Origin of the sequence: Rhodococcus sp. Leaf233, from assembly GCF_001426165.1 — a bacterium.
Classification (GTDB): Bacteria; Actinomycetota; Actinomycetes; order Mycobacteriales; family Mycobacteriaceae; genus Rhodococcoides; species Rhodococcoides fascians.
The window spans coordinates 578666-591680 of record NZ_LMRO01000009.1 but is presented as its reverse complement, the minus strand read 5'-3'; the positions used below and the strand labels follow the sequence as shown (position 1 = coordinate 591680).

General features: G+C 64.9%; 13 protein-coding genes. 9 read left to right on the top strand and 4 right to left on the bottom strand.

Annotated features, from left to right (window positions below; translation table 11 throughout):
• The first annotated feature begins 25 nt into the window (after positions 1–25).
• On the top strand, positions 26–1099 hold the full coding sequence (locus ASH04_RS13505; RefSeq protein ID WP_032371564.1) for an NAD(P)-binding domain-containing protein: 1074 nt from the start codon (positions 26–28) through the stop codon (positions 1097–1099).
• Here ASH04_RS13505 and ASH04_RS13500 read toward each other — a convergent pair.
• Positions 1096–1917, bottom strand: coding sequence for a uroporphyrinogen-III synthase (locus tag ASH04_RS13500; protein ID WP_057473704.1), 822 nt, complete (start codon positions 1915–1917; stop codon positions 1096–1098). The genes ASH04_RS13505 and ASH04_RS13500 overlap by 4 nt on opposite strands.
• Before the next feature lie 102 nt (positions 1918–2019).
• Positions 2020–2868, bottom strand: coding sequence for an aldo/keto reductase (locus ASH04_RS13495; RefSeq protein ID WP_057473958.1), 849 nt, complete (start codon positions 2866–2868; stop codon positions 2020–2022).
• A gap of 57 nt (positions 2869–2925) precedes the next feature.
• On the opposite strand from ASH04_RS13495, the gene ASH04_RS13490 reads away from it, so the two are divergent.
• Positions 2926–4590: an ABC-F family ATP-binding cassette domain-containing protein gene (locus tag ASH04_RS13490; RefSeq protein ID WP_057473703.1), complete on the top strand. Its 1665-nt coding sequence runs from the start codon at positions 2926–2928 to the stop codon at positions 4588–4590.
• A gap of 60 nt (positions 4591–4650) precedes the next feature.
• Here the strand turns inward: ASH04_RS13490 and ASH04_RS13485 are convergent, their stop codons facing one another.
• Positions 4651–5370, bottom strand: coding sequence for an alpha/beta fold hydrolase (locus ASH04_RS13485; protein ID WP_327212965.1), 720 nt, complete (start codon positions 5368–5370; stop codon positions 4651–4653).
• A 191-nt stretch (positions 5371–5561) separates the two neighbouring features.
• Between ASH04_RS13485 and ASH04_RS13480 the strand changes: the two genes are divergently transcribed.
• The 6 genes from ASH04_RS13480 to ASH04_RS13455 all read left to right on the top strand — a co-directional run bounded on the left by ASH04_RS13480 (position 5562) and on the right by ASH04_RS13455 (position 10511).
• On the top strand, positions 5562–6017 hold the full coding sequence (locus ASH04_RS13480; RefSeq protein ID WP_057473957.1) for a MarR family winged helix-turn-helix transcriptional regulator: 456 nt from the start codon (positions 5562–5564) through the stop codon (positions 6015–6017).
• Between the two features lie 63 nt (positions 6018–6080).
• On the top strand, positions 6081–6353 hold the full coding sequence (locus tag ASH04_RS13475) for a helix-turn-helix transcriptional regulator (protein WP_032365905.1): 273 nt from the start codon (positions 6081–6083) through the stop codon (positions 6351–6353).
• Positions 6350–6901 carry a hypothetical protein gene (locus ASH04_RS13470; RefSeq protein ID WP_057473702.1) on the top strand — a complete coding sequence of 184 codons (552 nt, stop codon included), beginning with the start codon at positions 6350–6352 and terminating at the stop codon, positions 6899–6901. Before ASH04_RS13475 ends, ASH04_RS13470 begins: the two co-directional genes overlap by 4 nt.
• Before the next feature lie 16 nt (positions 6902–6917).
• Positions 6918–7811: an ABC transporter ATP-binding protein gene (locus tag ASH04_RS13465; RefSeq protein WP_032381681.1), complete on the top strand. Its 894-nt coding sequence runs from the start codon at positions 6918–6920 to the stop codon at positions 7809–7811.
• Complete coding sequence (locus ASH04_RS13460) at positions 7808–9007, top strand: ABC transporter permease (protein WP_032365902.1); 1200 nt, start codon at positions 7808–7810, stop codon at positions 9005–9007. Before ASH04_RS13465 ends, ASH04_RS13460 begins: the two co-directional genes overlap by 4 nt.
• A 10-nt stretch (positions 9008–9017) precedes the next feature.
• Positions 9018–10511 carry a carboxyl transferase domain-containing protein gene (locus ASH04_RS13455; protein WP_057473701.1) on the top strand — a complete coding sequence of 498 codons (1494 nt, stop codon included), beginning with the start codon at positions 9018–9020 and terminating at the stop codon, positions 10509–10511.
• Positions 10512–10529: 18 nt separating this feature from the next.
• Here the strand turns inward: ASH04_RS13455 and ASH04_RS27555 are convergent, their stop codons facing one another.
• A complete protein-coding gene (locus tag ASH04_RS27555) occupies positions 10530–10961 on the bottom strand; it encodes a hypothetical protein (protein WP_027495939.1) in 432 nt (143 codons plus the stop codon).
• Positions 10962–11153: 192 nt separating this feature from the next.
• Here ASH04_RS27555 and ASH04_RS13445 point away from each other — a divergent pair, with 192 nt between their 5' ends.
• Complete coding sequence (locus tag ASH04_RS13445; RefSeq protein WP_057473700.1) at positions 11154–13010, top strand: propionyl-CoA synthetase; 1857 nt, start codon at positions 11154–11156, stop codon at positions 13008–13010.
• Positions 13011–13015 lie beyond the last annotated feature (5 nt).

The window sequence follows — 13015 nt, the reverse complement described above, 5'->3', positions numbered from 1 at the left end:
TCACAGGGCGGGGCCTGATCTACTGATACTCGTGATCGACACTCGGGTTGCTGTCATCGGTGCCGGCCAGGCCGGGCTCTCGGCCGGCTACCACCTCAGGCGGGCCGGACTTGCCGCAGGTGCGGGCTTCGTCATGCTCGACCGCTCCCCCGGACCTGGCGGTGCCTGGCAGTTCCGGTGGCCGTCGCTGACGCTCAGCACCGTCAACGGAGTGCACGATCTGCCCGGGATGCCGTTCGCCGACACGCTGGGAGACGAGCCACCCGAATCCATCGCGGCAGCCGACGCGGTTCCCCGCTACTACCGCGCGTACGAGAAACGGTTCGAACTGAATGTCCGACGCCCCGTCACGGTGACGGTCGTGTGCGACCGCGAACCACTCTTTCGGGTCGAGGCCGGGGACACGGTCGTCATGGCCGAGGGCCTCATCAATGCGACCGGAACGTGGGAGAAGCCATTCGTTCCGCACTACGACGGAGCCGAGACCTTCACCGGTAGACAACTGCACACCAAGGACTACCGAACCGCGGACGAGTTCGTCGGCAAACACGTCGTCGTGGTCGGCGGCGGAATCTCGGCCGTGCAGCTACTCGACGAGATCTCGCAGGTCACCACAACAACATGGGTGACGCGTCGACCACCGGTGTTCCGGGACAGCCAGTTCGACCACGACGCCGGACGCAAAGCCGTCGCCATGGTCGAGGAGCGGGTGCGTGCGGGCCTGCCGCCGGGCTCGGTCGTCTCGGTGACCGGCCTGTTGCTCACCCCGTCGCTGGCTGCCGCCCGCGAACGTGGCGCTCTCGAACGCAAGCCGATGTTCTCCTCGATCACCGCCGATTCCGTTGTCTGGGAGGACGGTTCGACCCAGCACGCCGACGTGATCCTGTGGGCCACCGGATTCCGCAGCGCCCTCGATCACCTTGCCCCGCTGCGACTGCGCGGGCACGGCGGCGGAATCGTCATGGACGGCAGGCTGACCACCCGGGTCGCCGCGAACCATCGCGTCCACCTGCTGGGGTACGGCCCGTCCGCGAGCACGATCGGGGCGAACCGGGCCGGGCGAGCAGCGGTGACGGAGTTGCTCGAGACTCTGGGTTAACCCAGCTGCTCGACGACGAACTTGGCCAGGGAACCGAGACGCGCACGGCCCGGCATCGACGTCGGAACGCCCAACGCATCCAACGGTGCCGACGTCACCGGCCCCACGCAGATCGCGGCGACGGGGCCTCGAAGTGCGGCGAGGAAGGCGTCGAGCGTGCCGTTGTCCTTGGCCGTCGACAGCAGGGAGGCGACGGCGGGAGCGCTCGTGAACGTCACTGCGTCCACTCGATGCTCGATGATCTGTACCAACAAGTCGAGGAGCGGGGCCTGATCGACGGGGCGGATCCAGCGGTACACCGGGATCGGTCTGACATGCGCGCCGAGTTCGCTCAGAGCATCGCTCAGGTGAATCGTCGGTTCCCATTCGGTGATGACACCGTGCAGTTGCACGGCAATGTCGGTACCGGAAATGCCCTGGGCAGCAAGATGATCGGCGACTTCCTGCGATGCTTCGGTGGCGGGCGACCATTCATCACGCAGCCCGGCACCCCGGATCGCACCACGCGCTTTGGGGCCACGCGCAATGATTCGCGTGTGCCCGAGCGCTGCCAGGAGGTCGTCACGCACACCCCATTCGGCCGCCGCGTCGAGCCAGCCACGGAAGCCGATACCGGTGCTGATCACCACGATCTTCGGGGGACGATCGACAATGCCTTCGGTAGCCGACTTCAGCTCCGAGTCGTCGATCAGGGGTAGAACGTGAATCGCCGCGGCGTGAACGATGTTCGCGCCGCGGCGTTCGAGCATGGTGGCCAATTCGTCTGCACGCCGCTCGGCGGTGAGGGCAACGGTCTTGCCTGCGAGCGGTTCCGACATGGGTACAGACTAGGCCCCCATGTGCGCGCTGTGCCCGCGGTCGTTCCGCAGGCTCCACTCCGGACTTCGTAGTCCACTACGAAGTTCCACTCACATGGCGGGTCAGCTGCTGAACTTGTCCGGGTCCGGGCCGGTGCGGCCGTCGGCGGTGTCCAGAGCGTTGATCTGCTGAATCTCGTCGTTGCTCAGCTCGAAGCCGAACACGTCGAAGTTGCTCGCGATCCGCTCCGGGGTGACCGACTTGGGGATCACGACGTTGCCGAGCTGGATGTGCCAGCGCAGAATCACCTGCGCCGGGGTGACGCCGTGTGCCTCGGCGATGGGCGCAAAGGCCGGATCGTCCAGAACGGTGCCGGAGCCGAGCGGGCTCCACGCCTCGGTGGCGATGCCCTTCGAGGTATGGAAAGCGCGCAGTTCTTCCTGGATGAAGCGCGGATGCAGCTCGATCTGATTGACCGACGGGACCTCACCGACTGCGTCCATCAGCTTCTCGAGCGTGGGGATGGTGAAGTTCGAGACGCCGATCGAACCGATGCGGCCGTCCGCCTTCAACTTCTGGAATGCCTTGAAGGTGTCGACGTACTTGTCGCGATCGAGCTGCTGCCAGTGAATGAGGTACAGGTCGAGGTACTCGAGTCCGAGTCGTTCCATGCTGGCGTCGAACGCCTTCAGGGTCGAGTCGTAGCCCTGATCGTCGTTCCAGAGCTTGGTGGTGACGAACAGCTCATCACGGGCGATGCCGGATTCCGCGATCGCCTTGCCGGTGCCGGCCTCGTTCTCGTACACCCTGGCGGTATCGATGCTGCGGTATCCGACCTTCAACGCCTCGGACACTGCGGCCTGGGCACCGTCGTCGGGAACCTGCCACACACCGAACCCGAGCTGGGGAATCGACGTGCCGTCGTTGAGCACGATGGTCGGGACAGTACTGGTCTCGGCTGAATACGTCATACGAATGCCAACGGACGGCGCTGTGAATCTGTTCCCGGTCCCGGGGATACTGGTCCGGTGACTGCCACGCTCCGCATCGACGATCTGGCCGCCTTTCACGGCGATCGAACCCTGTTCTCCGGCCTCGATCTGACGGTGGCCGAGGGCGATGTGATCGGGTTGGTCGGTGCGAACGGTGCCGGTAAATCGACGCTGTTGACGCTGCTGGCGGGCGTGGGAACGGCCGATCACGAGGGTGAGATCTACACCAGCCCGCCCGACGCGACCGTCGGGTATCTGGCGCAGGAGCCCGAGCGCATCGCCGGGGAGACGGTGTTGGATTTCCTCGGCCGGCGGACCGGGGTCACTTCGGCCGAAGCTTCCATGAACGCAGCCGCCGAGGCGTTGGGTGGCAGCGACTCCGGTCACTCCGCAGGCTCCGCTCCTGCCGACGAGGACCTCTACACCCCGGCGCTGGAGAGGTGGCTCGCCCTCGGCGGTGCCGACCTGGCGGAGCGGACGGCGAAGGTACTCGCGGATCTGGGCCTGGATGTCGACGGCAGCGCATTCATGACGGATCTATCGGGCGGGCAGGCCGCCCGAGCCGGGCTCGCCGCGATTCTCCTTGCGCGTTACGACATTCTTCTGCTCGACGAGCCCACCAACGACCTGGACCTCGCGGGCCTCGAGCAACTCGAACAATTCGTCGTCGCGACGCGGGCGGCCATCGTCGTCGTCAGTCACGATCGCGAGTTTCTGGCGCGGACGGTGACCGGTGTCGTCGAGCTCGATCGGGCGCAGCGTCGCATCGATGTGTACGACGGCAGCTACCAGTCCTATCTCGCGGAACGTGAAATTGCGCGCCAGCATGCACGGGAGAAGTACGACGAGTTCGCAGACACCAGATCCGCGTTGGAGTCTCGCGCGCAGATGCAGCGGAACTGGATGGAATCGGGCGTCCGCAATGCGCGACGAAAGGCGACCGACAACGACAAGATCGCCCGCAAGACCCGCGCCGAGTCGACCGAAAAGCAGGCCGCGAAAGCCCGTCAGACACAGCGCCGCATCGAGCGACTCGAGGTGGTCGAGGAACCCCGTAAGGAATGGGAACTGCGGATGGAGATCGCGGCGGCTCCTCGCAGCGGGACCGTTGTCGCGGTGTTGGGCGGAGCCGTCGTACGCCGATCGGAGTTCACCTTCGGTCCGGTGACGACGCAGATCGACTGGGGCGATCGCATCCTCATCACCGGACCCAACGGCTCCGGCAAGACGACGTTGCTCTCGGTACTGCTGGGTCGGTTGACGCCGGACGAGGGAACGGCCTCACTGGGTTCGGGTGTGGCGATCGGCGAAATCGACCAGGCACGAGCCTATTTCGTCGGCGAAGGAACAGTGTCCGACGCCTTGAGTGCAGCAGTTCCCGAGTGGCCCGACGCCGAGGTGCGCACCCTGCTCGCCAAGTTCGGGCTGCGCGGCGACGACGCACTGCGGCCGGCGTCGTCCCTGTCGCCGGGTGAACGAACCCGTGCCGCACTCGCATTGCTACAGGCCCGCGGCGTGAACCTGCTGGTGTTGGACGAGCCCACCAACCACCTCGACCTGCCCGCCATCGAACAACTCGAACGCGCGATGGAAAACTTCGAGGGCACCCTGCTGCTGGTGACGCACGATCGCCGCATGCTCGACACGGTTCGCAGCACGCGTCACTGGACGATGAACGATGGGCAGCTGAGCGAGAAGTAGGTCGCGCTGAATCGGGTGCAGCTGACCGCGGTGAGCGCGGTCAGCTGCACCCGATTCACGTCAGCTCAGCAGGATTTCGTTCACCTCGGCGGCGGGACGCATCGGCAACGTGTGATGCGTGGCTCCGTCGAGTATCACGGTCCGCGCTGCAGGCAGGACGGTTCGGACCGCCGATTCGATCCGAGCGGCATTGTGCACCTTGCCATTCCCTGCCAGTACCACGGTTGTCGCTACACCGAAGTTCGCGAACGCAGCAGGTTTCGGCCGTTTCGGAACGATGGTTTTCGACGTCGGGGCGTGCGCGGCTCCGAGCGCGAGCACGTCGAGCCAATCCGGATCCAACTGCGCGTCATCGGTTTCCCATCGGACGAAAGCACGCTGCCGCTTCTCGTTGGGCGACAGCAGGATCGGCAGGGCATGCACCAGGTACCGCGGACTCATGGAGCCGAAGCAGGAATTGGGATCGAGTAGCGTCAGCGCATCGACGCGGCTTTTGTTGCGCAGGGCGTACGCCAGAGCGATCATCGCGCCGTAGGAATGGCCGCACAGTGCCACGGTCGGCAGGTTCAACTCGTCGAGGACGGCCGACATCCAATCCAGTAGCTCCTCGACAGAGTCGATGGCGCGTTCACCGGGCACGCTCCGTCCGACGTCGCCCATCAGGTCCACTGCGTACACCCGATAGTGCCTTGCGAGCGCGTTGACATTGGCGAACCAGACGGTCGACGTCGCACCCGCGCCCGGCAGCAACACCAATGCCGGACCGTCGACGGCCCGCAAGCGTTGATTCGTGTGGCACCGTGCACCGTGTTCACGTCGATGGCTTGGGTATCCGCCGGCCACTTCTGCAGCACCCGGTCGTAGGCGGAGAAGAATTCGTCCAGCGTCACTGCAACCCTCCATTCTCTCGATGATCGAGATAGTAGACAATGGAGAGACATCTCGTCCAGCATCTCCCGAGGGATCAGCACATGACCGAGCCCGCCTCCACCGTCCATCAGCTACGCGCACTGACGGTCGACCTCGATCTTCTGGGCGCAGAATTCGCGCAGAGACATGCACTCCACCCGACGGATATCCGGGCGCTGATCTGTCTCCTCGACGCGGACCGAGCCGGAACGCGCGCTACCCCCGGTTGGCTAGGAACCCAGCTGGGCCTGGAATCCGCGTCGGTCACGGCCCTGATCGATCGAATGAGCAAGCGAGACTTGGTATCACGCGAAGCAGACCCATCCGATCGCCGGCGAGTATTGCTGCGCGTGACCGCGCATGCGTCGGAACTCGGGACGACGTTCTTCGGCCCCATCATCGGCCGAGCCGTCGACGAGCTCGCGCGTTTCACACCCGAGCAGCGCGCGACTATCGATGAGTTCCTGACGACGATGCGCGCCATCGTCGCCTCCACTCGGGAGCAGCACACCCCGTAGACAAATCAGCAGTTTGTTATTAACGGTTGACACATCGTTGGGTTTATACAACACTTCATTGTCATGAGCCCCGTCAAGCGCGGTACCGCGCTCCCGATCTACAACAGGGTGGGTGTTCTGCGGGCAGAACGAAAGATGAGCCGCGCGCAACTGGCCGAACTCGTCGAAGTGAATCCCCAGACGGTGGGAGCCCTGGAACGAGGCGACCACTACCCGAGCTTGGACCTCGCGATGCGCATCTGCGACGTCTTCGATCTGCCGATCGAAGCGGTGTTCTCACGCACCGAACTCGGACCACTCTCGGCCGAACTCTTCCGAAAGGAAAAGGATCGATGACCACGCCCGGCTCCGACATCCTCACCCGCTATCAGGAGCGTCGCACGCGGCGCTTCTTGGAGAACGACGCTAAAACCCGTCACTGGCTTCCGAAGTGGCGCACGCAGAAACGTCGACGCATACTCGCCGTCTTCCTGATGGCGTCCTTGCTCACCATGTTGGTGATTGCCGTGTGGTCACTGTTCTCCCGGTGGGCACCGATCGCATGGATCCCGGCCACGGTGATGTTTCTCGTCACGTGGACGATGCTGCAAACAGTGTCCCGTCGGCACAGCGATGCACCGGTGGGCGCACTAGACGAATGGGAAGTGCAGCAGCGCAACGAAGCACGCTCGATCGGCCTCACCGTCACTCAGGCTCTGGTGATGGTGGCAATTCTTGTACTGATCGTGCTGTCGGGAGCGTACGACAACGAAAACCTGGCTTACGCCGCAGGTTTGTGGACGCTCGCTGCCCTGCTGGCCGGCGGGTGCTCCCCCGCAATGATTCTCGCGTGGATAACCCCTGACCCCGAACTAGAAGACACCGAAGAGTTCGACCAGCAGTAACGACCGAAAGGGCACCATGAGCACCCTCACGATCGACTCCGTCTCCAAGAGATACGGCGACAAGATCGCCCTCGACAACCTGAGTTTCGACGTCCGGCCGGGCGAACTCTTCGGCTTCGTCGGCAGCAACGGCGCGGGCAAGACCACCACGATGCGCATCGCGCTGGGCGTGCTGTCGGCAGATTCCGGCCAGGTTCTGTTGGGCGGCAAGCCCGTCGACCTCGATGTTCGCCGCACCATCGGTTACATGCCGGAGGAACGCGGGCTGTACCCGAAGATGAAGGTCGGCCCGCAGTTGGCGTACATGGCCGAGCTACACGGCCTCTCGTCGAAGGATGCCAAAGCCGCGGTGATCCGCTGGACCGAACGCCTCGGCATCGACGAGCGCGTCAACGACACCGTCGACGCATTGAGCCTGGGAAATCAGCAGCGCGTGCAGTTGGCAGCAGCGCTGGTGCACGACCCCGCAGTGCTCGTGCTGGACGAACCGTTCTCCGGCCTCGACCCGATCGCCGTCGATGTCATGAGCGAGGTACTGCGCGAAAAGGCCGCTGCCGGAGTGCCGGTGGTGTTCTCGAGCCACCAACTCGATCTGGTGCAACGCCTGTGCGACCGCGTCGGCATCATCGCAGCCGGCTCGATGAAAGCCGTCGGTACCGTCGACGAACTACGCGGATCAGGAGATTCGCACCTGCACGTCCACGCACCGAACGCTGCGCCCGGATGGGCGTCGGGCATCGCCGGAGTGAGCACACTCGGGCACAGCGACGGCGTCACCGTTCTCGGGCTGGCACCGGGAGCCGATGATCAAGAAGTCCTGCGGGCCGCTCTCGCGACCGGACCGGTCCACGAATTCTCGATCCAGAAACCTTCCCTGAGCGACCTGTTCCGAGAGGCGGTAGTGGCATGAGCTCACAACTGAATTCCTTCAGCGCGGTCTCACTGATCGCCAAGCGCGAGTTCACCGTTCAGGTGATGAAGAAGAGCTTCGTCATCAGCAACGTGATCATCCTGGCCGTCATCGTCGGCGGCATCATCGCGTTCTCGATCTTCTCCGGCAGCGGCGACGAGGAACGCGACGTGATCGGCGTCGCCGGAGATCAGTCGATCGCGGCTGTATTGGAGGCGACCGGCGACGCCGTCGGAAGTCCCGTCGAAGTCCGTGACGTTGCCGACGCGGCGGCCGCGCGCAGTGGCGTCGAATCCGGGGATCTCGACGTGGCGTTGGTTCCGGACGGCAACGCAGGCGCATACACCGCCGTCACCGAGTCCGATCTGACCGGCACGTTGCGCGCCGTCGTCGAGGGCAGTGTCGCGACGCAGGCCACGAATGCTGCACTGGCGCAACAGGGTGTCGACCAGAACGAGCTCGGGGCAGCGACGAGTGCCGCCACGGTCACCGTCGACGCGATCGATCCGCCCGACCCCGAGGCCGGTCAGCGGACCGCCCTGGCCCTGTCGGCCGTGTTCCTGTTGTACGCACAGATCATCGGCTTCGGCATGTACGTCGCGATGGGCGTCGTCGAAGAAAAGTCCTCGCGCGTGGTCGAACTGCTGCTCTCCACCGTTCGCCCCCTGCAGTTGCTCTGGGGCAAGATTCTCGGCATCGGTGCGGTCGGCATCCTGCAGCTCGCTCTGTACGGGATTGCCGGTGTGGGAGCAGGATTGGGCACAGGCGTACTCACCGTCACCGGTGCCGCGGTCAGTGTCTTCGCGGCCACACTCGCGTGGTTCATTCTCGGCTTCGCGTTCTTCGCAGTGCTCTATGCAGCGGGCGGATCCATGGTCTCGCGGCAGGAGGACGTGAACTCGACAACCATGCCACTGCTGATCCTGATCATGGCCATGTTCTTCGCGGCCTTCTATTCCGTCAGCGATCCGGAGAGCACTCTCGCCAACACATTGAGCTGGATCCCGCCGTTCTCGGCGATCATGATGCCGCTGCGCATCGCCGCGGGCGTGACCTCGCCGGTGCAGATCGTCGGTTCGGCAGTCCTGATGGTGATCACCACCGCGATCCTGGCGATGGGCGCAGCGAAGATCTATCAGCGCTCCATTCTTCGGATCGGCAAGACCGTCTCGTGGAAGGAAGCATTCGCTCGATAGAGTTCGCGCCATGAGCCCACGGACATCCGCCGCCGAGATTCTCGATTCCGTTCTCGACGGCGGATCGTTCGTGTCCTGGGACTCCGACCCGGTGAACGTTAACCCCAACGACTCCTATCAGCGGGACCTGGCCAAGGCCCGCGAGAAGAGTGGCGTCGACGAATCGGTGTTGACCGGCGAGGGCACCATCGACGGCCGACGCGTCGCGATCATCGCCTGCGAGTTCGCGTTTCTCGCCGGATCGATCGGAGTCGCGGCGGCCGAGCGCATCACCTCCGCAATCGAGCGCGCCACTGCAGAGGGCCTGCCACTCATTGCCTCCCCCACCTCCGGTGGCACGCGCATGCAGGAGGGAACGTTGGCCTTCGTGCAGATGGTCAAGATCGCCTCGGCCGTCACCGCACACAAAGCGGCGCACCTGCCGTATGTGGTGTATCTCCGCAATCCGACGACGGGAGGCGTTTTCGCATCCTGGGGTTCACTGGCCCACGTCACCGTCGCCGAACCCGAGGCCCTCATCGGGTTCCTCGGCCCGCGGGTGTATCAGGCCCTGTACGACAAGCCATTTCCCGATGGCGTCCAGACCGCCGAGAATTTGTACCAGCACGGTGTCATCGACGGTGTGGTGCCGGTCGAGCAATTGCGTCACTTGCTGATCCGCACGCTGCGAGTGATCGTCGACGCATCCGTGTGGACGGACGTTCCCGAAGTCGAACGTACGAGCATTCCCCAGCAATCGGCCTGGCACTCGGTGCAGTCGTCGCGCCGCGCCGATCGTCCAGGGATTCGGCAGATCATCGAACATGCTGCGGCCGAACATGTTCCGCTCAGCGGCACCGGCCAGGGCGAGGCCGACACCTCGATCCTGTTGTCCCTGTGCCGCATTCGCGGTGTCTCCTGCGTGCTGTTCGGCAACGACCGAAGCAGCAGCACCGCCACGGCAACGATGGGTCCGGCAGCACTACGAGAAGCTCGCCGCGGCATGCGCCTGGCCGAGGAACTCCGGCTACCTCTGGTGCTCGTCATCGACACATTCGGCGCAGCACTGTCCAAAGAAGCCGAGGAGGGTGGTCTCGCTCCCGAGATCGCGCGGTCGATCTCCGACCTGGTCACCGTGAACACCCCGACGGTGTCGGTACTACTGGGCCAGGGCACCGGCGGCGGAGCACTCGCATTGCTGCCCGCGGACCGCGTCCTGTGTGCCCAGAATGCCTGGCTCGCACCGCTTCCACCCGAGGGAGCCAGCGCAATCGTGCACCGCGACACCGCCCATGCACCGGACATGGCCGAGGCTCAGGGCATCAGGTCGGTCGACCTGCTGCGAGACGGCATCGTCGACGCCATCGTTCCCGAACTCCCCGACGCGGCCGACGAACCGGCCGCGTTCTCCGGTCGCATCGCCGATGCCATTGTCCGCGAACTACGCGAGCTGTCGACCCTCGAAGCGGCAGCTCGGACGAGTGCGCGACTCGGCCGCTACCGCACTCTCGGGGTCGCCTTGTGAGTGGAAACTCAACCCCTGCTACGAGACCGGAGTGGAGCCTGCGGAACGACCGCAGGCTCCGCCGTGCACGTGCGAGGTCACGAGCGCCAACACATCGCCCGCCCGAAGGTCCGCGGGCAACTCGACCGGACTGACGCAGCAGCGCCCCGGACCGTGCACGTCGACCTTGACCACCGGGCCCACCGAATGCCGATTGACCACGACGGCCTGCAGCAGATCCCCGAACTCGGCGTCGACGCCCACTTCGCCTGCGATCACCGAACGCACCCGAGTCACCAGAATCGAGCCCCACTGCACCGGAGTGCCCTCGGCATCGGCCACATCCTCCAACGCAACGCCGTCAACGGTGATGCGACCGCACACACAGTGAGTGTCCGCCGGCCAGAGCGCTGGATCGCACCGCGAGACGTAGGCGGCACCGAGAGACGGAAGTATGTCCACAAGAGTCATGAGAAGAAGTCTTGCGCCGGGCGGTGGCGTCGAACAGGGGTGTTGACGCAATCTTGACGCCCCAGCGGTGAATCTTGACGGCGTGTGGGCACCGATGCACATTCCGACCGCCGGTCGACGGGATTCCGCCGGTCGTCGCCGGTAGTGCGCAACCCGGCCCGGACCACCCCACCTCGAACTACGCTCGCAGACATGAGTGGCGAGTATCGGCAGGCGTTCGACAGCAGCATCGACAACCGCGAGGACTTCTGGCTGGCGGCCGCGTCGGGAGTCGACTGGGACACCCCTCCCACCACGGCGTTCGACGGTTCGCAATGGTTTCCCGAAGCCCGTCTCAATACATGCGTCAACGCACTCGATCGGCACGTCGACGCCGGCCACGGCGATCGCACCGCGCTGATCTACGACTCGGCGATGCTCGGGCTCACCCGGAGCTACACCTACGCCGAACTTCTCGACGAGACCGCGCGCTTCGCCGGGGTGCTGCGCGCGCAGGGCGTCGGGCCGGGCGACCGCGTGGTCATCTATCTGCCGATGATTCCCGAGGCCGTCATCGCGATGCTCGCGTGTGCGCGACTCGGTGCGGTGCACTCGGTGGTGTTCGGCGGATTCGCCGCCAAAGAACTCGCCGCGCGCATCGACGACGCCGAGCCGGTGCTGCTGATCACCGCGAGCGGTGGGTTCGAACCGGGGCGCGTCATCGAGTATCTGCCGTTGGTGCAGCGCGCCCTGACGCTCACGACCGCGAACACACCGGCCGTGATCGTGAAATCACGAGAGGGCATTCCCGGCGAACACGAGTGGCTGGGTTGGGACACCCTCATCGCCGACGCGTCAGCCGCACAACCGGTTTCGATGGCGGCGACGGATCCGCTGTACATCCTCTACACGTCGGGTACGACGGGCAAGCCCAAGGGCGTGGTGCGCGACAACGGCGGTCATGCCGTCGCGTTGACGTGGTCGATGCGCAACATCTACGACGTGAATGCCGGTCAGGTGATGTGGACGGCCTCCGACGTCGGGTGGGTGGTGGGACACTCGTACATCGTCTACGGCCCGCTGTTCGCCGGTGCCACAACGGTTCTCTACGAGGGCAAGCCCGTCGGGACTCCCGATGCAGGCGCGTTCTGGCGGGTGATCCAGGACCACGGTGTGCGGGCTCTGTTCACCGCACCGACCGCGCTGCGCGCCATTCGCAAGGTCGATCCCCACGCTGCCGAGCTCGAGAAATACGACACGTCCTCGCTGGAGACACTGTTCGTCGCCGGTGAACGCCTCGATCCCGATACCTACGAGTGGATTTCACGCACCCTCGATCGACCCGTCGTCGATCATTGGTGGCAGACCGAGACCGGGTGGGCCATCTGCGCCAATCTTCGCGGGCTGGAACCACTTCCGATCAAACCCGGATCGCCGACCGTACCGGTACCGGGATTCCAGGTCGGTATCCTCGACGCGTCCGGTAATCCCGTGGACGCAGGCTCGGAAGGCAACATCGTCGTGCAGCTACCACTGCCGCCCGGTGCGCTGGTCGGACTGTGGAACGACGAATCACGTTTCCAACGTTCGTATCTCGATACGTTCCCCGGTTACTACCTCACCGGCGACTCCGGTTACATCGACGCCGACGGTTACGTCTACGTACTCGGTCGCAGCGACGACGTCATCAATGTCGCCGGCCACCGCCTGTCCACAGGGTCGATGGAGGCGGTGCTCGCGGGCCATCCCGCCGTCGCCGAATGCGCCGTCATCGGTATCCACGACGACCTCAAGGGCCAGCGTCCCAGCGGGTACGTGGTTCTCAAGGCCGGCGAGGACATCTCCGAGGAGCAATTGCGTACCGAACTGGTGGCCATGGTCCGCGATCAAATCGGTGCACTGGCGACGTTCCGCGATGTGACGATCGTCGGAGCTCTGCCGAAAACCCGCTCGGGCAAGATACTCCGAAAGACGATGCGACAGATCGTCGCCGGTGAGCAGTACGGGGTCCCGTCGACCATTGAGGATCCCGCAGTCCTCGATGCACTGGAGAAGCTACTCGGCAGATAGGCGGA

Bases quoted from the DNA above. Each gene is read 5' to 3' on its own strand.
- ASH04_RS13455 (WP_057473701.1), top strand. From the start codon at position 9,018: ATGAGCCCACGGACATCCGCCGCCGAGATTCTCGATTCCGTTCTCGAC.
- ASH04_RS13495 (WP_057473958.1), bottom strand. From the start codon at position 2,868: ATGACGTATTCAGCCGAGACCAGTACTGTCCCGACCATCGTGCTCAAC.
- ASH04_RS13465 (WP_032381681.1), top strand. From the start codon at position 6,918: ATGAGCACCCTCACGATCGACTCCGTCTCCAAGAGATACGGCGACAAG.
- ASH04_RS13470 (WP_057473702.1), top strand. From the start codon at position 6,350: ATGACCACGCCCGGCTCCGACATCCTCACCCGCTATCAGGAGCGTCGC.
- ASH04_RS13480 (WP_057473957.1), top strand. From the start codon at position 5,562: ATGACCGAGCCCGCCTCCACCGTCCATCAGCTACGCGCACTGACGGTC.
- ASH04_RS13460 (WP_032365902.1), top strand. From the start codon at position 7,808: ATGAGCTCACAACTGAATTCCTTCAGCGCGGTCTCACTGATCGCCAAG.
- ASH04_RS27555 (WP_027495939.1), bottom strand. From the start codon at position 10,961: ATGACTCTTGTGGACATACTTCCGTCTCTCGGTGCCGCCTACGTCTCG.
- ASH04_RS13445 (WP_057473700.1), top strand. From the start codon at position 11,154: ATGAGTGGCGAGTATCGGCAGGCGTTCGACAGCAGCATCGACAACCGC.
- ASH04_RS13500 (WP_057473704.1), bottom strand. From the start codon at position 1,917: ATGTCGGAACCGCTCGCAGGCAAGACCGTTGCCCTCACCGCCGAGCGG.
- ASH04_RS13475 (WP_032365905.1), top strand. From the start codon at position 6,081: ATGAGCCCCGTCAAGCGCGGTACCGCGCTCCCGATCTACAACAGGGTG.